The sequence below is a fragment of the Streptomyces glomeratus genome, assembly GCF_021462825.1.
Lineage (GTDB): Bacteria > Actinomycetota > Actinomycetes > Streptomycetales > Streptomycetaceae > Streptomyces > Streptomyces glomeratus.
In genome coordinates, this window is the sequence record NZ_JAKEEB010000011.1 from 35446 (window position 1) to 60207 (window position 24762).

A 24762-nucleotide genomic window follows, 5' to 3' on the forward strand; every position below is an offset into this window, starting at 1 on the left:
CGCATGGGGCTGATCGGCGAGGTGCTGCTGCTGCCGTTCGCACCCGTGCGCGGCAGCTGCTGGGCGGTGAGACAGGTGCTCGCCGAGGCCGAGCGCCAGTACTACGACCCGGCCGCCGTACGCGCCGAACTCTCCCGTCTGGAGGAGCGGCTGGAGGCGGGCGAGATCGACGACGAGGAGTTCGACCGGCTGGAGGACCAGCTCCTGGACCGGCTGCAGACCGCCATGGAACGCGGCGGTCCCGGCACAGCGGGTGGTACGGCACGATGAACCGACTGGAACTCGGCCTCGCCCTGACAATCGCCTACGCCCTCGGACGCAGGAGCGGCAGGTCGAGTCGTCCCTTGGCGGCCCGCGCCCCGGCGGCCGCGCACGATCCGGCCGTCCAGCGGCTCAAGGCGGAGGCGTGGGCGTACCTGATGGTGCGGGCCCGGCCCCTGCTCGCCGCACTCGGCCGCGGGCTGGGTGGGCTCAGCGTCAGGCTCGGCGACATCGCCGAGGGCAACAGCCCCGGGTTCGCCCGCCTGGCCCTGGCCGTCGGCCGCCATGTCACCCGGGCCGGCGGCCCGGCGCACCCCGTGGACGAGGGCACTCGGGGGGACGAGGACGTGGAGGACGTGGAGGGCCTGGTGGCCGCCGCGCTGGAGGCCGCGGACCTGGAGGACGCCGAGTTCCCTGAGGACGCCGAGTACGACGACGAGGATCCGGAGCCTGCCGAGTTCGAGGACGAGGTCGACGAGGATCCGGAGAAGGGCGGTCGTTCATGACCACTCCCGGGCGACTGCCCGATCCCTACGCACGCGACGGCGGCGCGAACCTGGCCGACATCCTCGAACGCGTCCTCGACAAGGGCATCGTGATCGCGGGTGACATCCGGATCAACCTGCTGGACATCGAACTGCTCACCATCAAGCTCCGCCTGGTAGTCGCCTCCGTGGAGCGGGCGAAGGAGATGGGCATCGACTGGTGGGAGGACGACCCGGCGTTGTCCTCCCGCGCCCGCCACCGGGAACTGGCCCGTGAGAACACCGAGTTGCGCGCCCGGCTGTCCCGGCTGGAGGCGCCCCCAGTCGAGGAGGAGGGATCATGACCGGACTGCGGTACGTGTACGCCGTCTGCCGTCCCTTCGGCGCGGCACTCGAGGACGGCCCGGCGGGCGTCGCGGGGGTACCGCCCCGGCAGATGTCCCATCGCGGCCTGATCGCCATCGTCAGCACCGTCCCGGAGGAGGACTTCGCCGAGGCGCCGCTCAGGGCCCATCTGGAGGACCTGGAGTGGCTCACCGCAACCGCCCGTGCCCACCAGGGCGTCATCGACGCCCTCACCTCCGTCACCACCCCCCTGCCGCTGCGGCTCGCCACCGTGTTCCGCGACGACAGCGGCGTACGCGCGATGCTGGAGGAACGCGAGGAGGACTTCCACCGTGCGCTCGAGCGGCTCGACGGCCGGGTGGAATGGGGCGTCAAGGTGTATGCCGAAGAGGAGCGGAAGGAAAGCGTGCAGGAACCCGCCGGCGACCGGAAAGCCGTCTCGGGCCGTGATTACCTGCGTCAGCGGCGTCTGCGCCACCAGGCACACGAGGAAATGCGGGAGAACACCGAGAGGTTCGCGCGCAGACTGCACGAGACTCTTTCAGGTTTCGCCGAGGATTCCCTTCTCCATCCTCCTCAGAATCCCGCGCTCTCCAAAGCGGCGGGCCGTAACGTGCTCAACGCGGCCTATCTGGTGCCGCGTTCGGCGTCCGAGGCGTTCGTGGAACGGGTCGACCGCGAGAACAGCGGAGTTCCCGGTGTCCGCGTGGAACTGACGGGGCCCTGGGCCGCGTACTCCTTCAGCGCCGACGAAGGGCGGGCCCGGCCGTGACCGCCCTCGAGCACCGGCAGGTCGCGCTGGTCGACCTCCTCGACCGGCTGCTGGCCGGCGGAGTCGTCATCACCGGCGATCTCACCCTGCGCATCGCCGACGTCGACCTCGTCCGCATCGACCTCAACGCGCTGATCAGCTCGGTCGGCGCGCAGGTGCCCGCACCCTGGCCGGAGGAATCGTGACCCCTCGACAGAACCGACTCGAGCTCGCCCCCGACACCGTGGAGCGGGACCTGGTCAAACTCGTGCTGACCGTCGTCGAACTGCTCCGCCAGCTCATGGAGCGACAGGCGCTGCGCCGGTTCGACACCGGCGAGCTGAGCGAGGAGCAGGAGGAGCGCATCGGCCTCACCCTGATGCTGCTCGAGGAGCGCATGACCGAACTCCGGCAGCGCTACGGACTGCGGCCCGAGGACCTCAATCTGGACCTCGGGCCGCTGGGAACGTTGCTTCCCCGGGACTGACCGTCCGGGATGTCACCCGGCGATCAGGTGCCGGACGGATCATCTGCCCCGACCGGTCACCAGCGATACCACCGGCCCCTCCCTCCGGCCGCGGTCGTACCGCGCGCCAGGAATCCCAGAAGCCAGATCACGAGCACCGCCAGAGCGATCCACCACAGCACTTTGATCGCGAATCCGGCGCCGAAGAGAACGAGGGCCAGCAGAAGAACCAAGAGAACGGGAACCATAGTGTGACCTCCTGCACACCGGGTTTCCCGAAATCCGGGAATCAGACGTCCTTTCGGCACAATATTTCTCCGTGCAGCACCGAGAACCACCCGTCCTCGTTCCGCCCCCACTCCCGCCAGGCGCGGGACACGGCCGCCAATTGCCCGGCGGTCGCATGGCCGCCCTCGGTCACCCGGTCGGCGTAGGCGGAGGCGAGGGTGCGGTCCGCCCACAGCCCGCTCCACCAGGCCCTCTCCTGCGGCGTGGCGAAGGTCCAGGTGGCGGAGGTGGCCCTGACGTCCCCGAGACCGGCCCGCAGAGCCCATGACCTCAGCCGTCGCCCGGCGTCGGGCTCACCTCCGTTGGCGCGGGCGACCCGCCGGTACAGGTCCAGCCAGTCGTCCAGCCCCTCGGACGCCGGGTACCAGGTCATCGCAGCGTAGTCGGCGTCGCGGACGGCGATGAGGCCCCCCGGACGGGTGACCCGGTGCATCTCCCGCAGCGCCTGCACCGGGTCGCCCACGTGCTGGAGCACCTGGTGCGCATGGACCACGCAGAAGGTGTCGTCCGGATACTCCAGCGCGTGCACGTCCGCCACGGCGAAGTCCACGTTGGCCAGGCCACGGGCGGCGGCGGTGGCCCGGGCGTCCTCCAGCACCCCCGACGCCCGGTCGACACCGGTGACATGGCCGGCGGGGACCAGCTCCGCGAGGTCGGCGGTGATGGTGCCCGGGCCGCAGCCGATGTCCAGGATCCGCATATGCGGCTCGAGCGAGTCGAGGAGGTATGCCGCGGAGTTGGCGGCTGTCCGCCAGGTGTGCGAGCGCAGCACGGACTCGTGGTGGCCGTGCGTGTAGACGGCGGTCTCCTTCGGCATGCCCTGCCTCTTCTCCTCGTACGGGCGGTACGCGCCCCACGGGCCTCGCCGTGGAGCGGGGTACGCATCACCGTAGGCCCACATGTCGAATAATGAGACCCGTGTCTTATAATGTGGACGAGTTCGGACAGGGTGGACCACTGTGCGGGCCACGGCGGGCCGGCCGGTCAGTGGACGGGCAGCGGGCGGTACACGGCCAGCGCCTCGGGGAGCTTCTCGAGCGTCACCTCGCCCTCGACCTCGGTGACTTCCCCGTCGTAGGCGAGGAGGGTGCCGGGCGCCAGCCCGTCGAGGCGCAGGCGCCGCACCCGGACCGCCGAGTGCACGGGGGAGCGGGACAGCGGGCCCGCGACGGCGGCCGCCAGCAGCCGGGCCGCGGGGTGGCGGCCGCCGCGCACCACCCGCACATCGAGCCTCCCGTCGGCCAGGTCGTAGCGGCGGCCGGGTGCGAGGCCCATCCGGTGGTACGTACCGTTGCCGGCGAACAGCAGCCACAAGGGATGGGTCCGGCCGCCCAGTTCGACCTCCAGGGGACGTCGGTCGGCGCGCAGGACGCGCAGGGCGGCCAGGACGCCGGCCGGCCAGCCGCCGATCCTCCGCGACCAACGCTCCCGCTCGCGCACCAGCTCGGGATAGACGCCCAGGCTGAAGGTGTTGAGGAAGCAGCCCCGGGTCTTCCCGGAGGAGAACCGGCCCACGTCGACGCGGACCGCGTCACCCCGCTGGAGCGCCCGGACCACGTCCCTGACCTCCTCGATGCCCAGGTCGAGCGCGAAGTGGTTGAGCGTGCCGCCGGGGAGGACCGCCAACGGCAGATCACGGCGCAGGGCGACATCGGCGGCCGCGTTCACCGTGCCGTCGCCGCCGCACACCCCGAGGACACGGGCGCGGGCCGCCGCTTTCTCCAGCTCGGCGCGCACGTCCGCGGGCTCGCACTCCACCGTCTCCGCGGCCGGAAGGGCGTCCTGGAGGGCACGGACACGGTCCGCGGTCCCCGAGCCCTTGTTCACGACGACCACCAGCCCCGCACCGTCCGGCAACGCGGGCGCGTCCACGTGCGGACGGCCGGGCGGCGGTACCAGGTCGCGGGTCGGCACCAGACCCCGTACGGCGTAGGCGGCGCCCGCGCCCAGCGCCGCACCCGCGAGGACGTCGCTCGGGAAGTGGGCACCGGTGTAGACACGGGAGACCGCGACGGCGGCGGCCAGCGGCGCGACCGCCGCCCCCCAACCGCGCGACTCCAGGGCGACGCCCGTGGCGAACGCGGCGGCCGAGGCGGCGTGACCCGACGGGAACGACGTGGTGATCGGCTGGCGCTTCAGCCGGCGGATGGCCGGGACCGGGTCCAGGACGGGGCGCGGGCGACGGACCGAGCGCTTGCCGACGGTGTTGATGGTGGCGGAGGCGAGTGCGAGGGAGGCGACACCACGGGCGGCGGCCCGGCGCGCGCGGGGACTGCGGGTGGCGGCCAGGGCCGCCGCCGTCGCGAACCACAGCACACCGTGGTTGGCGGCACGGCTCAGACGGGGGAGCAGAGGGTCGGCCCCGGGCCAGTGCCGGGCGGCGACGGCCTCGAACAGACGACAGTCCAAGGCGAGGAACCGGTCACGGAACGGGTGCGGGCCCGGCGGGCGGGCGGTGAGGTCGACGTCTGGGGTCATGGGACGCGGATACCCCGGGACGGCCGAACCGTGCGGGGCCCTCCGGACGGGATGCCTACGGCGCGATAACCGTTTGCCCGCTCCCTTCACTGCCGCCCACAATGCGCGGCATGGGACATCTGGAAGCCGCACACCTCGAGTACTACCTCCCGGACGGGAGGGCGTTGCTCGGCGATGTGTCCTTCCGGGTCGGCGAAGGAGCCGTCGTCGCGCTCGTCGGACCGAACGGGGCGGGGAAGACCACCTTGTTGCGGCTGCTCTCCGGTGAGCTGAAGCCGCACGGCGGGACCGTCACCACCAGCGGCGGGCTCGGGGTGATGCGCCAGTTCGTGGGGTCCGTACGGGACGAGACGACCGTACGGGACCTCCTCGTCTCGGTCGCACCGCCCCGCATCCGCGAGGCCGCCCGCGCCGTGGACGCCGCCGAGCACGCCGTCATGACCGTCGACGACGAGGCCGCCCAGCTCCGCTACGCGCAGGCACTCGCCGACTGGGCCGAGGCACGGGGCTACGAGGCGGAGACGCTGTGGGACATGTGCACCACGGCGGCGCTCGGCATCCCGTACGAGAAGGCCCAGTGGCGCCAGGTCCGCACCCTCTCCGGCGGCGAGCAGAAGCGGCTCGTCCTCGAGGCACTGCTGCGCGGCACCGACGAGGTCCTCCTCCTCGACGAGCCCGACAACTACCTGGACGTCCCCGGGAAACGCTGGCTGGAGGAGCGGCTCGCGGAGACCCGCAAGACCGTCCTGTTCGTCTCCCACGACCGGGAGCTGCTGGCCCGCGCCGCACAGCGGATCGTGTCGCTCGAACCGGGCCCCGCCGGCGCCGACGCCTGGCTGCACGGTGGCGGTTTCGCCACGTACGACGAGGCCCGCCGCGAACGCTTCGCCCGTTTCGAGGAGTTGCGCAGACGCTGGGACGAGAAGCACGCCCAGCTGAAGAAGCTCGTTCTGAACCTGCGGCAGGCCGCGACCGTCAGCCATGAGCTGGCGTCCCGCTACCAGGCCGCCCAGACCCGGCTGCGGAAGTTCGAGGAGGCCGGGCCGCCGCCCGAGCCGCCGCGGGAGCAGGACATCCGCATGCGGCTCAAGGGAGGCCGTACCGGCGTCCGGGCCGTCACCTGCCAGGGACTCGAGCTGACGGGCCTCATGAAACCCTTCGATCTTGAGGTCTTCTACGGCGAGCGCGTCGCGGTCCTCGGCTCCAACGGCTCAGGGAAGTCGCACTTCCTGCGGCTGCTCGCGGGCGGCGACGTGGCGCACACGGGGCAGTGGCGGCTGGGGGCGCGCGTCGTACCCGGGCACTTCGCCCAGACGCACGCGCACCCCGAGCTGGAGGGCCGTCCGCTGCTCGACATCCTGTGGCGGGAACACTCCCAGGACCGGGGCGCGGCCATGTCCCGGTTGCGCCGTTACGAGCTGACCGCGCAGGCCGAGCAGACCTTCGACCGGCTGTCCGGGGGACAGCAGGCCCGGTTCCAGATCCTGCTGCTGGAACTGGAGGGGGCGACCGCCCTGCTGCTCGACGAGCCGACGGACAACCTGGACCTGGAATCCGCCGAGGCGCTCCAGAAGGGCCTGGAGGGGTTCGAGGGCACGGTGCTCGCGGTGACCCACGACCGTTGGTTCGCCCGCTCGTTCGACCGCTACCTGGTCTTCGGCAGCGACGGCCGGCTCCGGGAGACCGCGGAACCGGTCTGGGACGAACGGCGCGTGGAACGGGCCCGTTAGGGCCAGCGCAGCAACGCGCCCACGCCGCCCGCAGGGCCCTCGGCCGCCGACGCCGCCGTCACCGAGACGGCCTCGGCCCCCGTCTCCACCACGGAGCGCACCAGGGCGTCGTCCGCGCGGGCCTGCAGGGCGTGCTCCTCACCCAGCGCCTCCAGCTCGTTACGGCGCACCGCGAGCAGGTCCGGATTCTCGCCGATCCACACCTCGAGGCGGGTGTCCGGGCCGCCCGGCTGGATCAGGAGTTCGTCGATACGGTGTTCGCGTGCCGCCTCGACGACGGCGGGCACACCCTCGACCGCCCGCGTCCGTCCCTGCTCGTCCGGTGCCCGGGCCGCCAGGAAACGCTCCAGTTCCTGTTCCGCCCGCCGACGCACGTGCTCGTTACGGATCCGCTCCACGTCCTCGTCCAGCAGCCGGCTGCCCGCGCCGTGCGGGGCCTCGGCCACCCGGTCCTTGAGTCGCTGCGGCAGCCGCTCGTGCACGGCGCGCCGCTCACGCTGCTCGCCGACGAGGATCACCAGGTCGGCGCGGGTCTCCTCCTGGCAGACGGTGAGCGCATCGGCGATCTCCGCCGCGTTGTGCTCCCAGGTGTTCTCCACCCGCAGCTGGAAGTGCCGCACCGACCAGTCCCAGGTGGTCGTACGGTGCAGCGGCCATTCCTTTCCCGTGACCTGCCCGGCCTCCCGGCTGCCCAGCGCCCCGCGGAGCTCGAATTCGGCGCCCTTGCGGTCGATGTACGCCACCACGCACACCGGATCCTCGCCGGCCAGCTCCAGCAGCGGCGCCGTGTGGGGCAGCGGCGACCAGTGGGCCGAGGAACGCGGCGGGGCGGCGACCAGGGGCGGATCCAGGACGACCTCGCCCGCGCGGGCGAACATGGCCCTTCCGTACGGCTCGGGCATGTGGCCCAGCTCCTCGACCGCCTCCCGCACGGCCCGGCAGGTGGGCTCGTCCGCGCCTTGTCCGGCCAGGTCCCGGGCGAGGGCCCGAGCGGTCAGGGAGAGCTCATGCGGGGTGGACTCCGTGTGGCGGGAGGTGTCGACGTATACGGAGGCCCAGGGCCCGGGATGTTCGTACAGTGGATGGAGGAACGCGAGATCCATGGCTCCCTCCCGGATGCCGCTCGGGGTATTGCCTTTCCGGGCGGGTACCCGGACCGCACTGAGGAACACGACGAGCGGGGTGCCACCATGACCGGAGTCGACCCGGGCCTGCTGACCGATCAGCAGCTCATGAAGGAGCTGGAGAACATCCACCGCACCCGTCACGACACGCTGCTGTACGGCTCCAACGACGCGCTGCGCACGCACAACGACCGCATGGCGCGGCTGGAGGGGGAGTATCTGCGCCGCCATCCCCGCCGCCCGGTCGTGGCCAGCCGGACCCGCGACGGGGCACGCGAACGGGGAGCGGCCGACCTGGGCCCCTGCCAAGGAGCCGAACCGGCTCGCTGAGATCGCGTCCCCGCGCCGGCCCGCTCTTCTTGCGGGGCGGCGCGGGGCAGGCAGGAGCGACGTGGGCCCCCGACCGGCGAAGGACGAGGGACCCGAGTGCCGAAGGCGAGGGACCTAACTGCCGAACTCGGTCAGGATCGCCTCGGTGAACGCCTTCAGGTCGTCCGGCTTACGGCTGGTGATCAGCTTGTTCTGGCCCTGGTCGAGCCGTACCTGCTCGTCCACCCAGGTGCCGCCGGCGTTGCGGATGTCCGTTTGCAGGCTCGGCCACGACGTCAGCACCCGGCCGCGTACGACGTCCGCCTCGATCAGCGTCCAGGGCCCGTGACAGATCGCGGCCACCGGGCGGCCCTGCTGGAAGAAGGACCGGGTGAACGAGACGGCCTGTTCGTCCATCCGCAGGAAGTCCGGATTGGCCACACCACCCGGCAGGACGAGCCCGTCGAAGGATTCGGCCTCCACCTGGCCGACGACCGCGTCCACCGGGAAGGTGTCCGCCTTGTCGAGGTGGTTGAACGCCTGGACGTGGCCCGGCTTCGTGCACACCAGGACCGGCTCGTGACCGGCTTCCGACACCGCCTTCCAGGGCTCGGTGAGTTCGACCTGCTCCACGCCTTCGGGCGCGGTCAGGAACGCGATACGCATGTTGCTCACTGTCCTTTCGTTACTGGAGCGGGCTCTGCCGGCGCGGGCTCCGCCTCCACGTGCCATGCGGCCTCGTCCCGGGGCGCCCCGTTCTTCCGGCCGCGCGCCCGGTCGCGTCCGGCACGGACACAGCGCACCAGCTCCTCGCCGTACGGCAGCAGCACACAGGCGCCGATCGCCGCCGCCACACCCGCGAGATACCCGCGGGACAGCGGCCGCCGCCGGGGTACCAGCCGCCAGGCGTGCGGGTCGCCTCGGCCGCCGCGCAGCAGCGAGCGCACCTGGTCGACGTGCAGACACGACAGCGCCGTGAGCGCCGCGAAGGGCAGCGACTCCAGAAAACTGTGGATGTGCTGCTCGACGGGCTTGACCTCGCGTTCGCTGTCGACGGCCGTCCGCACGTCCCACAGAGCGGTCGCCTCGTGCACCGCGATCCCGGCCAACTGCACGCTCAGCAGCAGGGGGTTGACCTCGTACCGCAGGGTCAGCGCGATGGGCGCACCCACCTCGGCCATCATCAGCGCATGGATCAGTGACTCCTTCGTGCCGGCCGTGTCCTCGATCCGGGTGCGTCGGTGCATCGCCCAGTCGGCCAGACCCGGCACGAACCAGGACGGCAGCAGCCCGTACAGGAGGTAGCGGGTCGTCGCCTCGCCCACGTCCACCGCGGCGGCTCCGTACGCGCTGACCTCGGCGGCCCGGTCACGGCGGCTCATCCGGTCACCCGCCCGGCGGTGGTCACCCGTCCGGACACGCGCGTCGGCTGCGCCGCCTCGTCCGGCGAGGCGTCCGGGCGGACCGCCACGGCGCCGGGCGCCATGACCTTCTCGACGATGGCCTCCCTGACGAAATCAGCCATGCACTCCGGTCCTTTCCTGGATCCCCCGGCCGTCGCGGGGGCACGTCAGCGGGACGACGCCCGCAGTACCCCCTCGGCCGGGGCCCCATGCCTTCTCCGAGGCTCACGCCTCGAGGACGGCCTCGGCGAGCTCGTGGGCGTTGGCGAAGCGCGCCGAACGCGGGAGCCGCTCCACGGTCTCGACGAGCGTGTCCGGGGCATGCCTGCGGCGCAGGGTTTCGATCAGGTCGTCCCGGCGCGCCGGGAAGGCCGTGCGGCCAAGGATCCGCGCGAATTCGTAGCGGACGTCGGCCACCGAGCGCGGGACGCCGCCCGGTACCACCGGACCACCCCAGACCGCCGGATCGTCGTCGGCGCTCGGTTCGGGGTCGTGCCACTCCTCGGTCCGCGTCGGGTGACCGGACCGCAGCAGTCCTTGCAGTTCGTGCTTCATCTCGTCGTCGCGGTGAACGTTCAGCCGGTCGCTGCCTCGCTGCATGACTCCCTCCAGTTGTTCGGGGGTGGCAGTCGCGTACCCGGTGGGCCGCGATCGACACCGAATCCCGGCAGGCGTTCGGCGGGGGAGACAGAGGTTCAACCCTCAAGCTTCTGGCGGGCGCGGTGTCGGTCGGCATCGGGCGTGAGACCAGGAACCCCGTGCCGCCTGGGCGCGCACGCTCCGGGACGGCCGCTGAACCCCGCGTAGCCGACCGCCTCGGACGCACGACAGCGTGCCGGTGTAGGGGTGAGTCCAAGCCACGCCGGACGAACCGCGGGACCGGGCGTTTGTCGCGGAGGGGTGGGGGCAGGCGCTGTCTCAGTGCTTCGGACAGGAGGCACGTCCGTGGGAGCGGTGGATACCTGCCACGGGTGTACCCGTCCGGCACGGGTGCCCCTCCCACGCTGACCGTCCACCCAAGGCACCAGCTAGGGAGTTGCGACCCACCATGCCGAACCGAGCGAGCGTGAAGCACCACCCCCACGACGACGCCCCCGACACCGCGGAGGCCTTCCGCAGGCTCGCCACACTCCCCCCGGGCTCGGAGCGCGACGCGCTCCGCGACGAGATCGTCGAGGCCTGGCTGCCCATGGCCGAACGGCTCGCGGGACGCTTCCGCAGCCGTGGCGAGAGCTTCGATGACCTGCGCCAGGTCGCCGCGCTCGGCCTCGTCAAGGCCGTCGACCGGTACGACCCGGAACGCGGCCACGCCTTCGAGAGCTTCGCCGTCCCCACGGTCACGGGCGAGATCAAGCGGCACTTCCGTGACCACATGTGGACGCTGCACGTGCCGCGCCGCGTCCAGGACCTGCGCAACCGGGTCCGTTTCGCCTGCCAGGACCTGTCGGGAACCATCTCGGGACGCAGGCCCACCATCGCCGAGATCGCCGAGCACGCCGGGATGAGCGAGGAGGACGTCCGGGAGGGCCTCGAGGCCCTGGAGAGCTTCACGGCACTGTCGCTGGATGCCGAGCTGCCGGGCAGCGAGGACGGATACTCGCTCAGCGACTCCCTCGGCGCTCCCGACACGGCGCTCGACACCGTCGTCGACCGCGAGGCCGTCAAGCCCCGGCTCCAGGCCCTGCCCGAACGGGAACGAGCCATTCTCTACATGCGGTTCTTCGACGACATGACCCAGAGCAGCATCGCCGAACGGCTCGGCATCTCGCAGATGCACGTCTCCCGGCTGATCAGCCGCTGCTGCCACCGGCTCAGGGACCAGGTCATGAAGGACGCGGCATAGCGATACCGGCCCCGCGCCCCGGCGTACTCGGGGCGCGGTGGTCACCCGCCCGGACGCCCCGGTCGCGCGAATGGGGCACGGCCACGCGCGGGCCGGGGGCCGGCGGGCTGTCATGGGCTTGCAGGGGCACGGTCGCCGTGCCCGGAGGTAACCCCGTCGAAGGAGCCCCCGATGGACCGAAGCGCCCGCGTCCCGTCCGCCACCGCTCCGGCCGGTGCCGCCTCGTGCGCGGTCGCCTCGTGCGCGGTCGCCCCGTGCGCGTGCGCCGGCGCCCGGGCGGCTCCTTCACCGAGCCCGTCCCCGCGCTCGTCATGGGCGGGCTCCTGATCGCGGGCGCGTGCGCCGTCGTGCGCCGGGTCTGGCGCCGCGTGCCGGCCGGCAGCGGCTGCACCCGTGATCCCGGGAACCGGCCGGACGCCCATGACCGGCCGGAACCGTGGGTACTCAGACCCGTGGGCACCACCGGCACCGAAGGGGAACAGCTGTACGAGGACGGTCGGTCGGGCGTCGGATGCCCGCGGCGAGCCGGAGTCCGGGGGGCCCGGGCACGGCACCACGGACTGCGCGGAGGCACGCATGCGGCGTACGGATCAGGAAGGGCACGGCCCGGTCCGCTACGGCCCGTCCCTTCCCGGCCATGGGCTGCCTCTGCCGGCCGGACTGTCCGCCGCGCTCGCCGACGCCGCGGACCATGACGGCGCCGAGTCCGGCGGGGTGCCGGGGCTGCCCGCCGCCGCGTGCGGCTACTTCGAACGACGCGGACTGCCCGCCCGGCCCGACGCGGTGGCCGCCGCACCCGGCGCCCCCACCCTGCTGCTCGCGGTCACCGCCGCGCTCGGTGGTGATGTGCTCGTCCCGCGGCCCTGCGCCGCCTGGTGGGTGCCCCAGGTGAGGGCGCTGGGACGGTCCGTGTTCCACGTGGCGACACCCGCCGAGTGCGGGGGCGTGCCCGACTCGTACGCCCTTCTGGAGACCGTCCGCAGGATCCGCGCCGAAGGCGGCGACCCGCGGCTGCTGGCGCTGGCGGTCGCCGACGACCCGACCGCCACGGTGGCCCCACCCGAACTGGTGCACGAGATCGTGGAGGCCGCCGCCGGTGAGGGGCTCCATGTGGTGAGCGACGAGACATGGCGCGACACCGTGCACCGGCCGCACGACACCGTGTTGTTCAGCCCCGCCGAGATGCTGCCCGAACGGGTCACGGTGGTCACCGACCTCGCCGGACCCTTTCTGCCCACGAGCTGGCCCGCCGCCGTCGCCCGCTTCCCGGCCACTGCCGACGGTGCCGGGCTGCGTGCCCGCGTCCTCGACGTGCTCACCGCCCTCGACGCCCGTGTGGCCGACCCGGTCGCCGCCGCGGCCGTGTACGCCCTCGACGAGCCCCCCGAGGTGACCCAGCGCCTTGCCGCCGGCGTCGCGCTGCACGCGCGCGTGGCCGCCGCCGTGCACCGCACCGTGCTGACCGCGGGGGCCTTCGCCAGGCCCCCGCTGGCCGGCCGCCACCTCTACGCCGACCTCGGCCCCCTGCGCTCCGCGCTCGGCGCGCACGGCGTCGGCGACGCCCAGGAACTGGAGGACTTCCTCACCGCCCGGCTCGGCATGCCCGTGCCGGGCGGTCACCGTTTCGGCGACGACCTGGCCGAACTCCGCGTGCGCCTGTCCACCGGCCCGTTCCTCGGCACGACGGCCGAGGAGCGGATCCAGTCCCTCCTTTCGCCCGCGCCGTTGGAACTGCCGCATGTGCAACGCGCGTTGAACCACCTGGGATCAGTCCTCGACGATCTACGCGACGACGCTGGGCGATGGGAGCCTCCTCGATGACGCAGCAGTCCGAGCCGACCACACCCTCCGCCCCGGCCCGCCAGTACGCGGGAGAGCCGGTGTCCGCGTCCCTGCTGAGCCCGGAACCCGGGGCGCCGACCGCGCCCCAGCCGCTCGTCGAGCCCCGACCGCTCGGCGCACGCCGTATCTGGCCCCGCTCCTTCGCCGACCGGCTCACCGCACCCCTGCCCGGCCTGCGGGGCCTGGCCCGCTTCGCCCGGGAGGGTGCGGTACGGCCCGGGCCCGAGGGCCTCAGAGACATCCCGCTGCTGCCGTACGAACCGGGGCCCCTGCCCCGAGTCGGCGTGCGCACGATCGCCGTCTCCTGGGCGGGACACGCCAGTTGGGTGGTGCGCATCGGCGGGCTGACCGTGCTCACCGACCCGGTGTGGTCCTGGCGCATCCTCGGCACGCCGGCCCGGATCACCCCCGTCGGCATCGCCTGGAGCGCCCTGCCGCGCATCGACGCGGTCGTGATCAGCCACAACCACTACGACCATCTGGACGCGCCGACCCTGCGCCTGCTCCCGTCCACGACACCGGTGTTCGTACCGGCCGGGCTCGCCCCGTGGTTCCGGCGGCGCCGGTTCACCTGCGTCACCGAGCTGGACTGGTGGGAGGGCGCCGAACTCCGGGGCGTCCGCTTCGACTTCGTCCCCGCCCACCACTGGTCCAAGCGCACCCTGACCGACACCTGCCGTTCGCTGTGGGGCGGCTGGATGCTGACGGCGCCCGACGGACGCCGCGTGTACTTCGCGGGCGACACGGGCTACGGCCACTGGTTCGAGCGGATCGGCCGCCGCTACCCGGGGATCGACCTGGCGCTCATGCCGATCGGCGCCTACGACCCGCGATGGTGGCTCAGGGACGTCCACTGCGACCCGGAGGAGGCGGTGCGGGCGACGGTGGACCTCGGCGCGCGGCGGATGGCGCCGATGCACTGGGGCACGTTCGTGCTGTCGGCGGAGCCGGTCCTGGAACCGCTGACGCGGGTGCGGGTGGCCTGGGAGAAGGCCGGCCTGGCCCGTGAGCATCTGTGGGACCTGCCGATCGGGGCGTCCCGGGTGCTGGAGTGAGCCCGGCACTCAGGGGGCGGCGGAGCGGCGCACCCGGCGCCACACCCCGGGCGCCGCGCTGATCGCGAGGGTCAGCGCGACCGCCGCCACCACGCCCTCCCAGGGCTCGGCGAACAGGGACCCGCCCAGGATGCCGATCAGCTGGTACGTCACGGCCCAGGCGAGACAGGCCGGGGCGTCGCCGCGGGCGAACTCCCTGAGCGGCATCCGGGCCAGGAGGCAGGCGAGCATCACGGGGATCCGGCCGGCCGGCACGAGCCGGGAGAGGGTGAGCACCGCGATGCCGTGGTCGTGGAGCTTCTCCTGCGCCTGCGCCAGCCGTTCCTCCGGGGCGCGGTCGCGGATCGTCTCCAGCCGGCGGGAGCCGTTCTTCGACCGCATGCCGCGCCGCCCCAGCCAGTAGAGGGCGACGTCCCCGAGGAAGGCCGCGAGCGAGGACACGACGAAGACCAGCGCGAGCGAGAAGGGCGCGGTCTGGTGGAAGGCCACGACCGCCGCCGTGCTGACGAGTGCCCCCGTGGGCACGACCGGCACCAGGGCGCCGATCAGCACCAGCAGGAACAGCGACGGATAACCGACCGCCTGCTGCGTGGACTCCGTGGGCACGATGCCGCCCGCCGCGGCGAGGAACATCACCGGGCCCTCCGCGGGGACTCGGCGGCGTGCCCACCTGCCGGACCGTGGGGGTTGCGCCCGGGGGCACGGCGACGGCCCGGGCGGGCGGGGGCGGCCGGCCGGCGCCGGACGGCGGCGGTCATCGGGCGGCTTCCAGCCGTACGCTTTCGCCGTGGCCGAGGAGGTGCACCGCGACGCCCGGCGCGCGTTGCGCGGCGAGGCGCACGAACTCCTCACCCGGCGCATGGAATTCATGGGGGCGCACGACATCCATCCCGATCGGCCAGTACGTGCCGTAGTGCACCGGCACCGCGCTGCGCGGCATCAGTCCGGCCAGCGCCTGCGCCGCACGCCCCGCGTCCAGATGCCCCTCGCCGAGGTAGGGTCCCCAGCCGCCGACCGGCAGCAGCGCGACATCGACCGGCCCGACCTCCTCGGCCATCGACGGGAACAGGCCCGTGTCGCCGGCGAAGTACGTCCGTGCCTCGCCCTCGACGACGAACCCCAGGGCGGGGGAGCGGTGCGGTCCCACGGGCAGCCGGCGTCCGTCGTGCCGCGCGGAAACGACCCGTACCACCAGGTCACCGACCCGCACCCGGTCGCCGGGCACGACCTCCGTGACCCGCAGCAGATCGAGCCGCCGCAGCCCCGGCACCTGTCCGGGGGCCCCGCGCGGCACCAGCAGACGGGTGCCCGGGGCCAGCCGGGCCAGCGACGGCACATGCAGATGGTCGGCGTGCAGATGCGACACCAGCGCCAGGTCGGCGACCGCGGCCTCGGGCGGTGGCGGGGCACCGCACCGCCGCCGCAGATGCGCCAGCCGGCGTGTGAACAGAGGATCGGTCAGAATCCGCAGCCCGGAGTCCTCGACCGTGCAGGCGGCGTGTCCCCACCACGTGATCTCCACCGGCACTCCGATGCCTCCTTCCCGCGACTCCCCTCGAGCCTACGGGCAGGAGTAGGGTCTGCGGCGAAACCCTGAGGTGAGGGGAACACCATGGGAGATGCGCACGGCACCTCCGGCGCACGCGACGCCTTGGGCGGTCCGGCCACGGTCCGGGTCACGGCGATCGCCAGTCTGACGCCGCTGGAGGAGCTGGACGCGGACCCCTTCCTCGTCGACTCCCGCAGCCAGCACGCGATGTGCGCCCGCTGGGCCGCGGAGCACGGCTATGTGGTGACGCGGGAACTGCTCGTCCGTGGCCTGCGCCCCGACCACTGCGCGCTGTGGGCGGACGTGGACGCGGGCCTGGTCGACCTGTTCGTCGCCCCGAGCCGCCGCGTCCTGGAGCGGGCCCTGTCCTCCGTGGAGGAGTTCACCGCCGAGTGCGCACGGCGGGGGGTGCGGGTCGAGACGGTCGGTCGCGCCGAACCGTCGTACGACGCCCAGATGAAGGCCCGCGTCCACCGCCGCCTCTCGATGCCGACGGCGGGCTACGACGGCCGCTGACCCGGCGCCCGGCCCGTCCGGACTCCCGAGGCCGCCCCACGTCCCGAACGGTTTTCCGGGCCGGTGTGACAAGGTGGGGCAGGCCCCGAGGGGTGCGGAAGGGGGCCGGGACGTGAGGTGTGGTGTGGGGAGCGGGCGTCTACGGAACCTGATCAGCGGAGTGTGGCGGAGCATCGCCGTCTGGGCCGTGTCCACCGCCACGATGCTGGTCCTCGCCGGTATCCTCCCGGACTTCCGGCTCCAGTCCGCGGGCGGCGACAGCGCCACCCGTATCGCCGTCACCGCCGCGGCCGGCGCCGGTGCTTTCGGCCTGCTGTCGTCCCTCGTATGGCCCCTGCTAGTCCGCCTGCTGCTGCTCGTGCCCGCCCTCGTCCTCGGGCTGCTCGTCTTCTTCCTCAACGGCTCCCTGCTCCTGGTCGCCCTGCGCATCAACCCCTCCGGGCGCGGCGAGGCCGCGCCCGAGACCGCCGTGGTGGTCGCCGCCGTGATGTCCGCGGTCGCCTCGGCCACCGGCGCCGCCCTGGCCGTCCGGGACGACGACGCGTACCGCAGACGGCTCTACCGGCTCGCCGACCGGAGGCGCGGACACGGCCCCGGACAGGCCGGGGCGGTCACACCGGGTACGGTCTTCGTGCAACTCGACGGCGTCGGACACGATGTGCTGCGGGCGGCCGTCGACAAGGGGCTGATGCCGGCCGTCGCCTCCTGGCTCACGCCGTCCGAGGGCCGCGGCCCCACCCACCGCCTCACCGCCTGGCGCACCGACTGGTCCAGCCAGACCGGCGCGAGCCAGCTCGGCATCCTGCACGGCTCCAACCACGACGTGCCTGCCTTCCGGTGGTACGAGAAGGACAGCCGCGAGGTCATGGTCTGCAACCGGCCGACGAGCGCGGCCGAACTCCAGCGCCGCGCCATCGAACGGACCGGTGACGGAGGGCTGCTGACCGTGGACGGCGCAAGCCGCGGCAACCTGTTCAGCGGCGGCGCCGACCAGCTCGCCCTGGTGCTGTCCGTCGCCGCGCGGCGCGGCCGGGAGAACCGCTCGCGTGCCGGCTATTTCGCCTACTTCAGCGATCCCGCCAACGCCGTCCGCACCGCCCTGTCGTTCGTCGCCGAGGTCGGCCGGGAGATGGGGCAGTCCACCCGGGCCCGTCTTGCCGGACAGCGGCCCCGGGTCGGCCGCGGCGGTCTCTACCCCTTCGTGCGCGCCTTCGCCACGGTCGTGGAACGGGACGTCGTCGTGGCCGCCGTGATCGGCGACATGCTCGCCGGGCGCGACGCGGTCTACGCGGACCTGGTGGCGTACGACGAAGTGGCCCACCACTCCGGCCCGCACAGCCGCGATGCCGAGAAGGTGCTGCAGAAGCTGGACCGCTCGCTCGCGCTGCTGGCACAGGTCGCCGAGCACGCCCCGCGCCCGTACCGGATCGTCGTGCTGTCCGACCACGGCCAGAGCCCCGGCGAGACCTTCCGGACCCGCTACGGACTCAGTCTCGGCAATCTGGTCCGGGCCGGCTGCGGACTGCCCGTGCCGCGCCGGGTGGAGAGCACCCACAGCGGCGCCGAGGCGCGTGCGGCGGTCCGGGCCGCGCTGCACAGGCCGGTCGAGGAGAACGGCGGGGGACACCCGGCCGCGCACCGCCGTTCCGAGCCCGTCGTACTCGCCTCCGGCAACCTGGGGCTCGTCTCCTTCCCGGACGTGCCGCACCGGATGAGCAGGGAGGAGATCGACCGCCGTCACCCCGCGCTGCTGCCGACGCTCGCCGACCACCCCGGCGTCGGCTTCGTTCTCGTCCGCAGCGAGGAGCACGGCGGGGTGGCGCTGGGCGCGCACGGCGCCGAGATCCCGGTCGACCGGCTCGCCGACGGGACCGGGCCGCTGGCCGCCTTCGGCCCCGGCGCCGCCGACGCCGTACGCCGCACCCACTCCTTCCCGCACACCGCCGACATCATGGTCAACTCCTGGTACGACCCGGCCTCGGGCGAAGTCCTCGCCTTCGAGGAGCAGATCGGCTCGCACGGCGGACTCGGCGGCGACCAGGGGCGGCCCTTCCTGCTGTGGCCGCTGACCCTGTCCGCCCCGGCCGGGGACGGAGCCGAACTCGTCGGCGCCGAGCGGCTCCACGAGGTCTTCCGCCACTGGCTGCGTGAGTGCGACGGCCCCCAAGTGCCCCTGAGCGGACGCGAGGAGGAGAACGAGCGCGCCGCCTGACCGCCCGGCGGGGCTGCCGCCGGGAGTTTCGTCACTCGCCCGGTCCACGGGTCATGCGAGGGATGCGCCGGGGCACACACGGTGCCACTGTCGCAGCATGACTGACACCCCCCACCCCCACTCCGCCCAGGCGGAGCAGACGTCCGCGTCCACCGACGGCCGGAGCGGAACCACCCGCAGATCAGTGATCACGGGCATCGGCGGGATGACCCTCGGACTGGCCGCCCTGGGCGTGGCGGGTTCCGCCGCCGCCCAGTCGCAGACGCAGACGGAACCGGACCGGAACACCGCGGAGGCGGGCCACCGCCTCGCCGCCGCCTGCGTCCTCACCCCCGAACAGACGGAGGGCCCCTACTACCTGGACCTGGAGACGGTCCGCAAGGACATCACCGAGGGCAAGGCCGGCGTGCCCCTCACCCTGCGCGTCACGGTGGTCGACGCCACGACGTGCTTACCGCTGCCCGGAACGGCGGTCGACATCTGGCACTGCGACGCTCTCGGGGTCTACTCCGGCTACGTGGCCGGCGGCTCTACCCCGGACACGACGTTTCTGCGCGGGGTGCAGCTGACCGACGCCACCGGCGTGGCCACGTTCACCACGATCTATCCCGGCTGGTACGTGGGGCGCGCCCTGCACATCCATGTCAAGACGCACGTCGGCGGCACCGTCTCCGGCGGGAAGTACCACGGCGGCCATGTCTCCCACACCGGCCAGCTCTACTTCCCGGAGACGTACAACGACAGGGTCGCCGCACGGGACCCCTACCGGACCAACTCGACCGCGCGCACCCCCAACGCCCGGGACGGCATCTACCGACGCGGCGGCTCCTCCACTCTCCTGACGCTCACTCAGGCCGGCAGTGACCTCGGCAAGGGGGTGACCGGTACGGTCGTGCTCGGCATCGACCCCGCCGCGACCCCCTGACAGCGGCCGCCCCGGCGCCGGAGACGATGGTTTCCCCACGGAACGCCACGGCCAGGAATCCGGGATGAGCCCGAGTCGAACCTGTGAGGAGTGCGGCGTGCCCCTGACCGGCAGGCAGCGCGCCGGCCGGCCGGCGCGCTACTGCTCCGGCGCCTGTAGGCAACGGGCGTTCCGGCAGCGGGCGGCCCGCCGCGACGCACACCCGGCGGAGGGGACCGCGACCCCGGCCCAGACCCTGCCCGCGGTCACACACGACCACGGTCTGGGCCGGGCGCTCGACTCCTTCGTGGGCCGCCGGCCGGAGCTCGCCCGACTGCGTACGCTGCTGAGGTCGTCGCGGCTGGTCACCCTGACCGGAACCGGCGGGGTCGGCAAGACACGGCTGGCGCTGGAGTACGCCAGGGCCCGGCCCCGCGGAGCCGGCCGGGCCGATCTGGTGGAGCTCGACTCGCTGCAGGACGACACCGAACTCGTGCAGTCCGTGGCGGCCGCACTCGGCGTCGGTGAGCGGGCAGGACGCACCGGCACCGATCTCCTCGCCCGGGCGATCGGCGAGACCTCCCGGCTGCTCGTCCTGGACAACTGCGAGCACCTCGCCGACCCGTGCGCACACCTGGCGGCGACCCTGCTCAGCCGCTGCCCCGGTCTGAGGATCCTCGCAACGAGCCGGGAACCGCTGCGCGTCCCGGGGGAGGTCGTGTTCCGGGTGGCGGAGCTGTCGCTGGCTCCTCCCGAAAGCGGGGACGATCCGGCGGCACTGCTGCGGGCCGACGCCGTACGGCTGTTCGTGGAACGAGCCTCGGCCTGCGCGCCCGGCTTCCGCCTGGACCGCGGCAACGGCCGCACGGTCGCCGAGATCTGCCGTCGCCTCGACGGTCTGACGCTCGCCATCGAACTGGCGGCCCGCCGGGCCGGAAGCCTCCCCCTGAACGGCATTCTCGCGGGCCTGGACGACCAGCTGTCCCTCCTGGCCGACGGCAGCAGGACCGGGCCTCGCCGCCACCGTGAGCTGTCCGCCGCCATCGACTGGAGCCACCGTCTGCTCGATCCGGTGGAACAGGCGGTGTTCCGGCGTCTCTCCGTACTCGTCGGCGGGTTCGACGACAACGCGGCCGAGGCGGTCTGCGGCGGCGACCCCGTCGCGTCGCGGCAGGTCCTGCGGGTGCTGTGCGCCCTGGAGGCCAAGTCCCTGATCGTACGGGTGCCGGGGGAGGACCGGCCCGCACGGTTCCGGCAGCTCACCGCCATCCGCGCCTACGCCTTGGAGCGTCTGACCGCCGCCGGTGAACTCCAGGACACCCGCCGACGGGTCGTGCGGTGGCTGAACGGGCTGGCACGGGACGCCGGTGACGAGGTGTTCGCCGACCAGGCCGGCGGCGGCCTGGCGGCGGAACGCGACAATCTCGCCGCGGCCCTGGCCCAGGGCGCGCCCCGCGACGGCGGCGTGCACGTCCGCCTCGCCCTCGAACTCGCCCGGGTCCGCTACCAGCAGGAGCAGCCGTCCGCCGCCGGGGCGCTGCTGGCCCGCCTCGTGGACGACGCCGACAGCCGGGCGCTGGGTGGCGAGGTCCCGGCACTCGCCGCCCGTGTGGCCTGCCAGCAGGGCGAACTGGCCAAGGCGCTGCGGCTCGGCGAGCGAGCCGTGCTCGAAGAGCGCTCGCGCGACAGTCCCGCGGGCCTCGCCAACGCCCTGGACGCACGGGCCGGGGCCCGCTTGTGCCGCGGCGAGTTCATGGAGGCCGTGGCGGACCTGCGCGAGTGCCTCACCGTCGTCGCCGTGCTCGGCAACGCGCACGCCACCGCCTGGTGCTCCCACCATCTGGCCTGGGCCCTGCTCCAGGCGGGCGGCGAACGGGAGGCCGACGCGCTCATGTCCCGCTGCCTGCCGGTGCTCCGGCGGCACGCCCCCTGGCGTCAGCTGGCGGCCGCACTGCACACGACGGGCGCCGCGCGGCTGGCCCTCGGCGACCTGAAGCACGCCGAGGAGCTGTTCGCCGAGGTGCTCAGGATCGCCCCGGGATCCAGCTTCCACGCGCTGTATCCCGTCGAGGGCCTGGCGATCGTGGCCGCCGAGACCGGTGACATGGAGCGGGCGCTACGGCTGTGCGAGGCGAGCGCCCAGGCACGCCGACGGCTGGACACCGAGGCGGAGGGCCCCTGGCGGCGCCGGGTGGAGGAGACGGCGGCGCGCGCCGGGACACGGCTGTCGCCGGCCGCGCGGCGGGCCGCCGTCGGGGCGGCCCGCCGACTGCGCGGGGAACGACTGGTCGCCTACGCGCTGCGGGGTGGGTACGGCGGCCCGGGAGCGGAGGGCGGCGGTGCGCACGCCGGGGAGGAGTCTCCGCTGACCGGCCGGGAGTTCATGGTCGCAGAGCTGGTCGCCCAAGGACTGACGAACCGTCAGATCGCCGGAAGGCTGGATCTGTCGCCCCACACGGTCGCCACCCACCTCGACAAGGTGCGGGACAAGCTCGGCCTGCGGACCCGGACGCAGATCGCCCTGTGGGTGGCCGACCGGGCCGCTCACCGGCCCGTTCCGGCCCGGTGAGCAGGTATGCGGGCCGCGGCTTCGGACGCCGGGAGCCGGTCCTCCGGGTACGCCGGGCCGGAATGTGATCGGATAGGGCGTGGCACCCGGCTACGGGACCGCCTCGCGAGAATGCCCACGCATGCGAAAGGACTCATCGTGGCTACCACGCGCACCGCACACACCGTCTGGGAAGGCAACCTGCTCGAGGGCAACGGCGTCGTCACCTTCGACTCCTCCGGCATCGGCCAGCAGCCGGTGTCGTGGCCGTCGCGCGCCGAGCAGGCGAACGGCAAGACCAGCCCGGAGGAGCTGATCGCCGCCGCCCACTCCAGCTGCTTCTCCATGGCGCTGTCGCACGGCCTGACCGGCGCCGGCACCCCGCCCACCAAGCTCGAGACGAAGGCCGACGTCACGTTCCAGCCGGGTGAGGGCATCACCGGCATCCACCTCACCGTCGAGGGCACCGTCCCGGGCATCGACAACGACGCGTTCGCCGCCGCAGCCGAGGACGCCAAGAAGAACTGCCCGGTCAGCCAGGCCCTGGCCGGCACGACGATCACCCTGGACGCCAAGCTCGCCTGACGCGCACACCTCCGCAGGTGCCGCGCCCGCCGCAAGGGGGGCGCGGCACCGCTGTTTTCCGGGTATCCGAAGGCGGGGACGGACGGTGGCCGGTGTCGAGACGGTGTCATTGACAAGGACCCACTCAAGTTTTGTGATGGAGTGCAAGGAGCGCCCTGACGGAAGGGGACAGCGATGGCACGTGCGGTCGGGATCGATCTCGGTACGACGAACTCGGTGGTGGCCGTCCTGGAGGGGGGTGAACCGACCGTCGTCGCCAACGCCGAGGGCGCCCGGACCACCCCGTCGGTCGTGGCCTTCGCCAAGAACGGCGAGGTGCTGGTCGGCGAGGTCGCCAAACGGCAGGCGGTGACGAACGTGGAGCGCACCGCACGCTCGGTCAAGCGGCACATGGGCGAGGCGGACTGGCGCTTCCCGGAGCAGGGGTCCGTCGACGGCAACCGCCTGCGGGCGCAGGAGTTGTCGGCCCGTGTCCTGCAGAAGCTCAAGCGGGACGCGGAGGCCTATCTGGGCGAGGACGTCACCGACGCCGTGATCACCGTGCCCGCCTACTTCGACGACTCGCAGCGGCAGGCCACCAAGGAGGCGGGGGAGATCGCGGGACTGAAGGTCCTGCGGATCATCAACGAGCCGACGGCCGCGGCCCTCGCGTACGGGCTCGACCGCGGTGAGGAGCAGACAGTCCTCGTCTTCGACCTCGGTGGCGGCACCTTCGACGTCTCCCTGCTGGAGATCGGTGAGGGCGTCATCGAGGTGAAGGCCACCAACGGCGACACCCGCCTCGGCGGGGACGACTGGGACCAGCGGATCGTGGACCACCTCGTCCAGCGGTTCCGGGGGCAGTACGGCATCGACCTGGGGGCCGACAAGATGGCGCTGCAACGGCTGCGCGAGGCCGCCGAGAAGGCCAAGATTGAGCTGTCGAGCTCCACCGAGACCACCGTCAACCTGCCCTACATCACGGCCTCTTCCCAGGGCCCGCTGCATCTGGAGGAGCGGCTGACGCGCGCCCAGTTCCAGGAGCTCACCGCCGATCTGCTGGACCGCTGCCGCACCCCCTTCCACCAGGCGGTCAAGGACGCGGGCGTGAAGCTCCCCGCGATCGACCACGTCATCCTCGTCGGCGGCTCGACCCGTATGCCCGCCGTCACCGACCTGGTCAGGGAGCTCACCGGCAAGGATCCGCACAAGGGCGTGAACCCGGACGAGGTCGTGGCGGTCGGCGCGGCGCTCCAGGCCGGTGTCATCCGCGGCGACGTCAAGGACGTCCTGCTGCTCGACGTCACCCCGCTGTCCCTCGGCATCGAGACCCAGGGCGGCATCATGACCAAGCTGATCGAGCGCAACACGACCATCCCGACCCGGCGTTCCGAGATCTTCACGACCGCCGAGGACAATCAGCCCTCCGTCGGGATCCAGGTCTACCAGGGCGAGCGCGAGATCGCCGCGTACAACAAGAAGCTCGGCGTCTTCGACCTGGCCGGGCTGCCGCCCGCGCCGCGCGGGGTGCCGCAGATCGAGGTGGCCTTCGACATCGACGCCAACGGGATCATGCACGTCTCCGCCAAGGACCTGGCGACCGGCCGGGAGCAGAAGATGACGGTCACCGGCGGCTCCGCGCTCCAGAAGGACGAGATCGACCGGATGATGCGGGACGCGGAGCAGTACGCCGAGGAGGACCGCAGGCGCCGGGAGACCGCCGAGACGCGCAACCAGGCGGAACAACTCGTCTACCAGACCGAGAATTTCCTGCGGGACAACGAGCAGCGCGTTCCGGCGGACACCAAGGGCGAGGTGACGGCCGCGCTCGCCGAGCTGAAGGAACTGCTGGAGGGCGAGGCCGACACGACGGCCCTGCGGGCCGGGGCCGAGAAGCTGGCCTCCGCCAGCCAGCGGATGGGCCAGGCGATGTACGCCCAGGCCCGGCAGACGCCGACGGAGAGCGCCGAGCAGCATGCGTCGCCGCGGGACGAGGAGGGCGTGGTGGACGCCGAGATCGTCGACGACGACACGAGCGCCGGGAGCACCGCGCACAAGGGCGGCCGGGGCGGTGCGGGCTGACGCCGGA

27 protein-coding genes are annotated in these 24762 nt (G+C 73.0%); 17 read left to right on the forward strand and 10 right to left on the reverse strand.

The annotated features are described in order from the left end of the window. The first annotated feature begins 3 nt into the window (after positions 1-3). Genes LZ604_RS15630 through LZ604_RS15655 form a run of 6 tightly spaced genes read left to right on the forward strand, consistent with a single transcriptional unit; the run spans position 4 to position 2329 of the window. A complete protein-coding gene (locus LZ604_RS15630) occupies positions 4-270 on the forward strand; it encodes a gas vesicle protein GvpG (RefSeq protein WP_234515711.1) in 267 nt (88 codons plus the stop codon). Continuing rightward, complete coding sequence (locus LZ604_RS15635; RefSeq protein ID WP_234515712.1) at positions 267-767, forward strand: hypothetical protein; 501 nt, start codon at positions 267-269, stop codon at positions 765-767. The genes LZ604_RS15630 and LZ604_RS15635 overlap by 4 nt, the downstream gene beginning before the upstream one ends. After that, positions 764-1090 carry a gas vesicle protein gene (locus tag LZ604_RS15640; protein ID WP_234515713.1) on the forward strand — a complete coding sequence of 109 codons (327 nt, stop codon included), beginning with the start codon at positions 764-766 and terminating at the stop codon, positions 1088-1090. The genes LZ604_RS15635 and LZ604_RS15640 overlap by 4 nt, the downstream gene beginning before the upstream one ends. Beyond that, positions 1087-1863 (forward strand): GvpL/GvpF family gas vesicle protein, encoded by a 777-nt coding sequence (locus tag LZ604_RS15645; protein ID WP_234515714.1) that lies wholly within the window; start codon positions 1087-1089, stop codon positions 1861-1863. Before LZ604_RS15640 ends, LZ604_RS15645 begins: the two co-directional genes overlap by 4 nt. Beyond that, positions 1860-2048, forward strand: a complete 189-nt coding sequence (locus LZ604_RS15650; protein WP_234515715.1) for a gas vesicle protein — start codon at positions 1860-1862, stop codon at positions 2046-2048. Before LZ604_RS15645 ends, LZ604_RS15650 begins: the two co-directional genes overlap by 4 nt. Next, a complete protein-coding gene (locus tag LZ604_RS15655; RefSeq protein WP_234515716.1) occupies positions 2045-2329 on the forward strand; it encodes a gas vesicle protein K in 285 nt (94 codons plus the stop codon). Before LZ604_RS15650 ends, LZ604_RS15655 begins: the two co-directional genes overlap by 4 nt. A 56-nt stretch (positions 2330-2385) precedes the next feature. On the opposite strand, the gene LZ604_RS15660 is transcribed toward LZ604_RS15655, so the two are convergent. The 3 genes from LZ604_RS15660 to LZ604_RS15670 form a co-directional block, all read right to left on the reverse strand. Next, positions 2386-2556 (reverse strand): hydrophobic protein, encoded by a 171-nt coding sequence (locus tag LZ604_RS15660; RefSeq protein ID WP_234515717.1) that lies wholly within the window; start codon positions 2554-2556, stop codon positions 2386-2388. A 41-nt stretch (positions 2557-2597) separates the two neighbouring features. After that, positions 2598-3413 carry a class I SAM-dependent methyltransferase gene (locus LZ604_RS15665; RefSeq protein WP_234515718.1) on the reverse strand — a complete coding sequence of 272 codons (816 nt, stop codon included), beginning with the start codon at positions 3411-3413 and terminating at the stop codon, positions 2598-2600. 167 nt (positions 3414-3580) lie between these two features. Next, positions 3581-5074: a bifunctional phosphatase PAP2/diacylglycerol kinase family protein gene (locus tag LZ604_RS15670; RefSeq protein ID WP_234515719.1), complete on the reverse strand. Its 1494-nt coding sequence runs from the start codon at positions 5072-5074 to the stop codon at positions 3581-3583. Positions 5075-5184: 110 nt separating this feature from the next. On the opposite strand from LZ604_RS15670, the gene LZ604_RS15675 reads away from it, so the two are divergent. Next, complete coding sequence (locus LZ604_RS15675; RefSeq protein ID WP_234515720.1) at positions 5185-6804, forward strand: ABC-F family ATP-binding cassette domain-containing protein; 1620 nt, start codon at positions 5185-5187, stop codon at positions 6802-6804. Here the strand turns inward: LZ604_RS15675 and LZ604_RS15680 are convergent. After that, complete coding sequence (locus LZ604_RS15680) at positions 6801-7907, reverse strand: baeRF2 domain-containing protein (protein ID WP_234515721.1); 1107 nt, start codon at positions 7905-7907, stop codon at positions 6801-6803. The two genes, LZ604_RS15675 and LZ604_RS15680, sit on opposite strands and share 4 nt — an antisense overlap. Before the next feature lie 87 nt (positions 7908-7994). Here LZ604_RS15680 and LZ604_RS15685 point away from each other — a divergent pair, with 87 nt between their 5' ends. Continuing rightward, positions 7995-8258, forward strand: coding sequence for a DUF6158 family protein (locus LZ604_RS15685; RefSeq protein WP_234515722.1), 264 nt, complete (start codon positions 7995-7997; stop codon positions 8256-8258). A 114-nt stretch (positions 8259-8372) separates the two neighbouring features. Here the strand turns inward: LZ604_RS15685 and LZ604_RS15690 are convergent, their stop codons facing one another. The 4 genes from LZ604_RS15690 to LZ604_RS15705 all read right to left on the reverse strand — a co-directional run bounded on the left by LZ604_RS15690 (position 8373) and on the right by LZ604_RS15705 (position 10240). After that, on the reverse strand, positions 8373-8903 hold the full coding sequence (locus LZ604_RS15690; RefSeq protein WP_234515723.1) for a type 1 glutamine amidotransferase domain-containing protein: 531 nt from the start codon (positions 8901-8903) through the stop codon (positions 8373-8375). A gap of 5 nt (positions 8904-8908) precedes the next feature. Further along, the gene (locus LZ604_RS15695) at positions 8909-9619 is read right to left on the reverse strand and encodes a diguanylate cyclase (protein WP_234515724.1); all 711 of its coding nucleotides are present in this window, start codon (positions 9617-9619) and stop codon (positions 8909-8911) included. Further along, positions 9616-9762, reverse strand: a complete 147-nt coding sequence (locus LZ604_RS15700; protein ID WP_234515725.1) for a hypothetical protein — start codon at positions 9760-9762, stop codon at positions 9616-9618. The genes LZ604_RS15695 and LZ604_RS15700 overlap by 4 nt, the downstream gene beginning before the upstream one ends. A 103-nt stretch (positions 9763-9865) precedes the next feature. Further along, entirely contained in the window at positions 9866-10240 is a 375-nt protein-coding gene (locus tag LZ604_RS15705) for a DUF2795 domain-containing protein (protein WP_234515726.1), read from the reverse strand. A gap of 448 nt (positions 10241-10688) precedes the next feature. Here LZ604_RS15705 and LZ604_RS15710 point away from each other — a divergent pair, with 448 nt between their 5' ends. The 3 genes from LZ604_RS15710 to LZ604_RS15720 all read left to right on the forward strand — a co-directional run bounded on the left by LZ604_RS15710 (position 10689) and on the right by LZ604_RS15720 (position 14380). After that, positions 10689-11483 carry an RNA polymerase sigma factor SigF gene (locus LZ604_RS15710; RefSeq protein WP_234515727.1) on the forward strand — a complete coding sequence of 265 codons (795 nt, stop codon included), beginning with the start codon at positions 10689-10691 and terminating at the stop codon, positions 11481-11483. Positions 11484-12059: 576 nt separating this feature from the next. Beyond that, positions 12060-13304: an aminotransferase class I/II-fold pyridoxal phosphate-dependent enzyme gene (locus LZ604_RS15715; RefSeq protein ID WP_234515728.1), complete on the forward strand. Its 1245-nt coding sequence runs from the start codon at positions 12060-12062 to the stop codon at positions 13302-13304. After that, entirely contained in the window at positions 13301-14380 is a 1080-nt protein-coding gene (locus LZ604_RS15720; protein ID WP_234515729.1) for an MBL fold metallo-hydrolase, read from the forward strand. Before LZ604_RS15715 ends, LZ604_RS15720 begins: the two co-directional genes overlap by 4 nt. A gap of 9 nt (positions 14381-14389) precedes the next feature. Here LZ604_RS15720 and LZ604_RS15725 read toward each other — a convergent pair whose 3' ends face one another. Together LZ604_RS15725 and LZ604_RS15730 are read right to left on the reverse strand one after the other, a co-directional pair. After that, positions 14390-15013 carry a DedA family protein gene (locus tag LZ604_RS15725; RefSeq protein WP_234515863.1) on the reverse strand — a complete coding sequence of 208 codons (624 nt, stop codon included), beginning with the start codon at positions 15011-15013 and terminating at the stop codon, positions 14390-14392. A gap of 121 nt (positions 15014-15134) precedes the next feature. After that, a complete protein-coding gene (locus LZ604_RS15730) occupies positions 15135-15908 on the reverse strand; it encodes an MBL fold metallo-hydrolase (RefSeq protein ID WP_234515730.1) in 774 nt (257 codons plus the stop codon). Between the two features lie 84 nt (positions 15909-15992). Between LZ604_RS15730 and LZ604_RS15735 the strand changes: the two genes are divergently transcribed. The 6 genes from LZ604_RS15735 to dnaK all read left to right on the forward strand — a co-directional run bounded on the left by LZ604_RS15735 (position 15993) and on the right by dnaK (position 24755). Beyond that, positions 15993-16445, forward strand: coding sequence for a recombinase family protein (locus LZ604_RS15735; protein WP_234515731.1), 453 nt, complete (start codon positions 15993-15995; stop codon positions 16443-16445). A gap of 124 nt (positions 16446-16569) precedes the next feature. Continuing rightward, positions 16570-18657, forward strand: coding sequence for an alkaline phosphatase family protein (locus tag LZ604_RS15740; protein WP_308283590.1), 2088 nt, complete (start codon positions 16570-16572; stop codon positions 18655-18657). 97 nt (positions 18658-18754) lie between these two features. Continuing rightward, positions 18755-19582 carry an intradiol ring-cleavage dioxygenase gene (locus LZ604_RS15745; protein WP_234515732.1) on the forward strand — a complete coding sequence of 276 codons (828 nt, stop codon included), beginning with the start codon at positions 18755-18757 and terminating at the stop codon, positions 19580-19582. A 64-nt stretch (positions 19583-19646) separates the two neighbouring features. Further along, the gene (locus LZ604_RS15750; RefSeq protein ID WP_234515733.1) at positions 19647-22130 is read left to right on the forward strand and encodes an ATP-binding protein; all 2484 of its coding nucleotides are present in this window, start codon (positions 19647-19649) and stop codon (positions 22128-22130) included. Positions 22131-22268: 138 nt separating this feature from the next. Next, a complete protein-coding gene (locus LZ604_RS15755; RefSeq protein ID WP_234515734.1) occupies positions 22269-22694 on the forward strand; it encodes an OsmC family protein in 426 nt (141 codons plus the stop codon). A 174-nt stretch (positions 22695-22868) separates the two neighbouring features. Further along, positions 22869-24755: a molecular chaperone DnaK gene (gene dnaK / locus LZ604_RS15760; RefSeq protein WP_234515735.1), complete on the forward strand. Its 1887-nt coding sequence runs from the start codon at positions 22869-22871 to the stop codon at positions 24753-24755. The last annotated feature ends 7 nt before the right edge of the window (positions 24756-24762 follow it).

Bases quoted from the DNA above. Each gene is read 5' to 3' on its own strand.
- LZ604_RS15630 (WP_234515711.1), top strand. From the start codon at position 4: ATGGGGCTGATCGGCGAGGTGCTGCTGCTGCCGTTCGCACCCGTGCGC.
- LZ604_RS15635 (WP_234515712.1), top strand. From the start codon at position 267: ATGAACCGACTGGAACTCGGCCTCGCCCTGACAATCGCCTACGCCCTC.
- LZ604_RS15640 (WP_234515713.1), top strand. From the start codon at position 764: ATGACCACTCCCGGGCGACTGCCCGATCCCTACGCACGCGACGGCGGC.
- LZ604_RS15645 (WP_234515714.1), top strand. From the start codon at position 1,087: ATGACCGGACTGCGGTACGTGTACGCCGTCTGCCGTCCCTTCGGCGCG.
- LZ604_RS15660 (WP_234515717.1), bottom strand. From the start codon at position 2,556: ATGGTTCCCGTTCTCTTGGTTCTTCTGCTGGCCCTCGTTCTCTTCGGC.
- LZ604_RS15665 (WP_234515718.1), bottom strand. From the start codon at position 3,413: ATGCCGAAGGAGACCGCCGTCTACACGCACGGCCACCACGAGTCCGTG.
- LZ604_RS15670 (WP_234515719.1), bottom strand. From the start codon at position 5,074: ATGACCCCAGACGTCGACCTCACCGCCCGCCCGCCGGGCCCGCACCCG.
- LZ604_RS15675 (WP_234515720.1), top strand. From the start codon at position 5,185: ATGGGACATCTGGAAGCCGCACACCTCGAGTACTACCTCCCGGACGGG.
- LZ604_RS15680 (WP_234515721.1), bottom strand. From the start codon at position 7,907: ATGGATCTCGCGTTCCTCCATCCACTGTACGAACATCCCGGGCCCTGG.
- LZ604_RS15685 (WP_234515722.1), top strand. From the start codon at position 7,995: ATGACCGGAGTCGACCCGGGCCTGCTGACCGATCAGCAGCTCATGAAG.
- LZ604_RS15690 (WP_234515723.1), bottom strand. From the start codon at position 8,903: ATGCGTATCGCGTTCCTGACCGCGCCCGAAGGCGTGGAGCAGGTCGAA.
- LZ604_RS15695 (WP_234515724.1), bottom strand. From the start codon at position 9,619: ATGAGCCGCCGTGACCGGGCCGCCGAGGTCAGCGCGTACGGAGCCGCC.
- LZ604_RS15700 (WP_234515725.1), bottom strand. From the start codon at position 9,762: ATGGCTGATTTCGTCAGGGAGGCCATCGTCGAGAAGGTCATGGCGCCC.
- LZ604_RS15705 (WP_234515726.1), bottom strand. From the start codon at position 10,240: ATGCAGCGAGGCAGCGACCGGCTGAACGTTCACCGCGACGACGAGATG.
- LZ604_RS15710 (WP_234515727.1), top strand. From the start codon at position 10,689: ATGCCGAACCGAGCGAGCGTGAAGCACCACCCCCACGACGACGCCCCC.
- LZ604_RS15715 (WP_234515728.1), top strand. From the start codon at position 12,060: ATGCGGCGTACGGATCAGGAAGGGCACGGCCCGGTCCGCTACGGCCCG.
- LZ604_RS15720 (WP_234515729.1), top strand. From the start codon at position 13,301: ATGACGCAGCAGTCCGAGCCGACCACACCCTCCGCCCCGGCCCGCCAG.
- LZ604_RS15725 (WP_234515863.1), bottom strand. From the start codon at position 15,013: ATGTTCCTCGCCGCGGCGGGCGGCATCGTGCCCACGGAGTCCACGCAG.
- LZ604_RS15735 (WP_234515731.1), top strand. From the start codon at position 15,993: ATGGGAGATGCGCACGGCACCTCCGGCGCACGCGACGCCTTGGGCGGT.
- LZ604_RS15745 (WP_234515732.1), top strand. From the start codon at position 18,755: ATGACTGACACCCCCCACCCCCACTCCGCCCAGGCGGAGCAGACGTCC.
- LZ604_RS15750 (WP_234515733.1), top strand. From the start codon at position 19,647: ATGAGCCCGAGTCGAACCTGTGAGGAGTGCGGCGTGCCCCTGACCGGC.
- dnaK (WP_234515735.1), top strand. From the start codon at position 22,869: ATGGCACGTGCGGTCGGGATCGATCTCGGTACGACGAACTCGGTGGTG.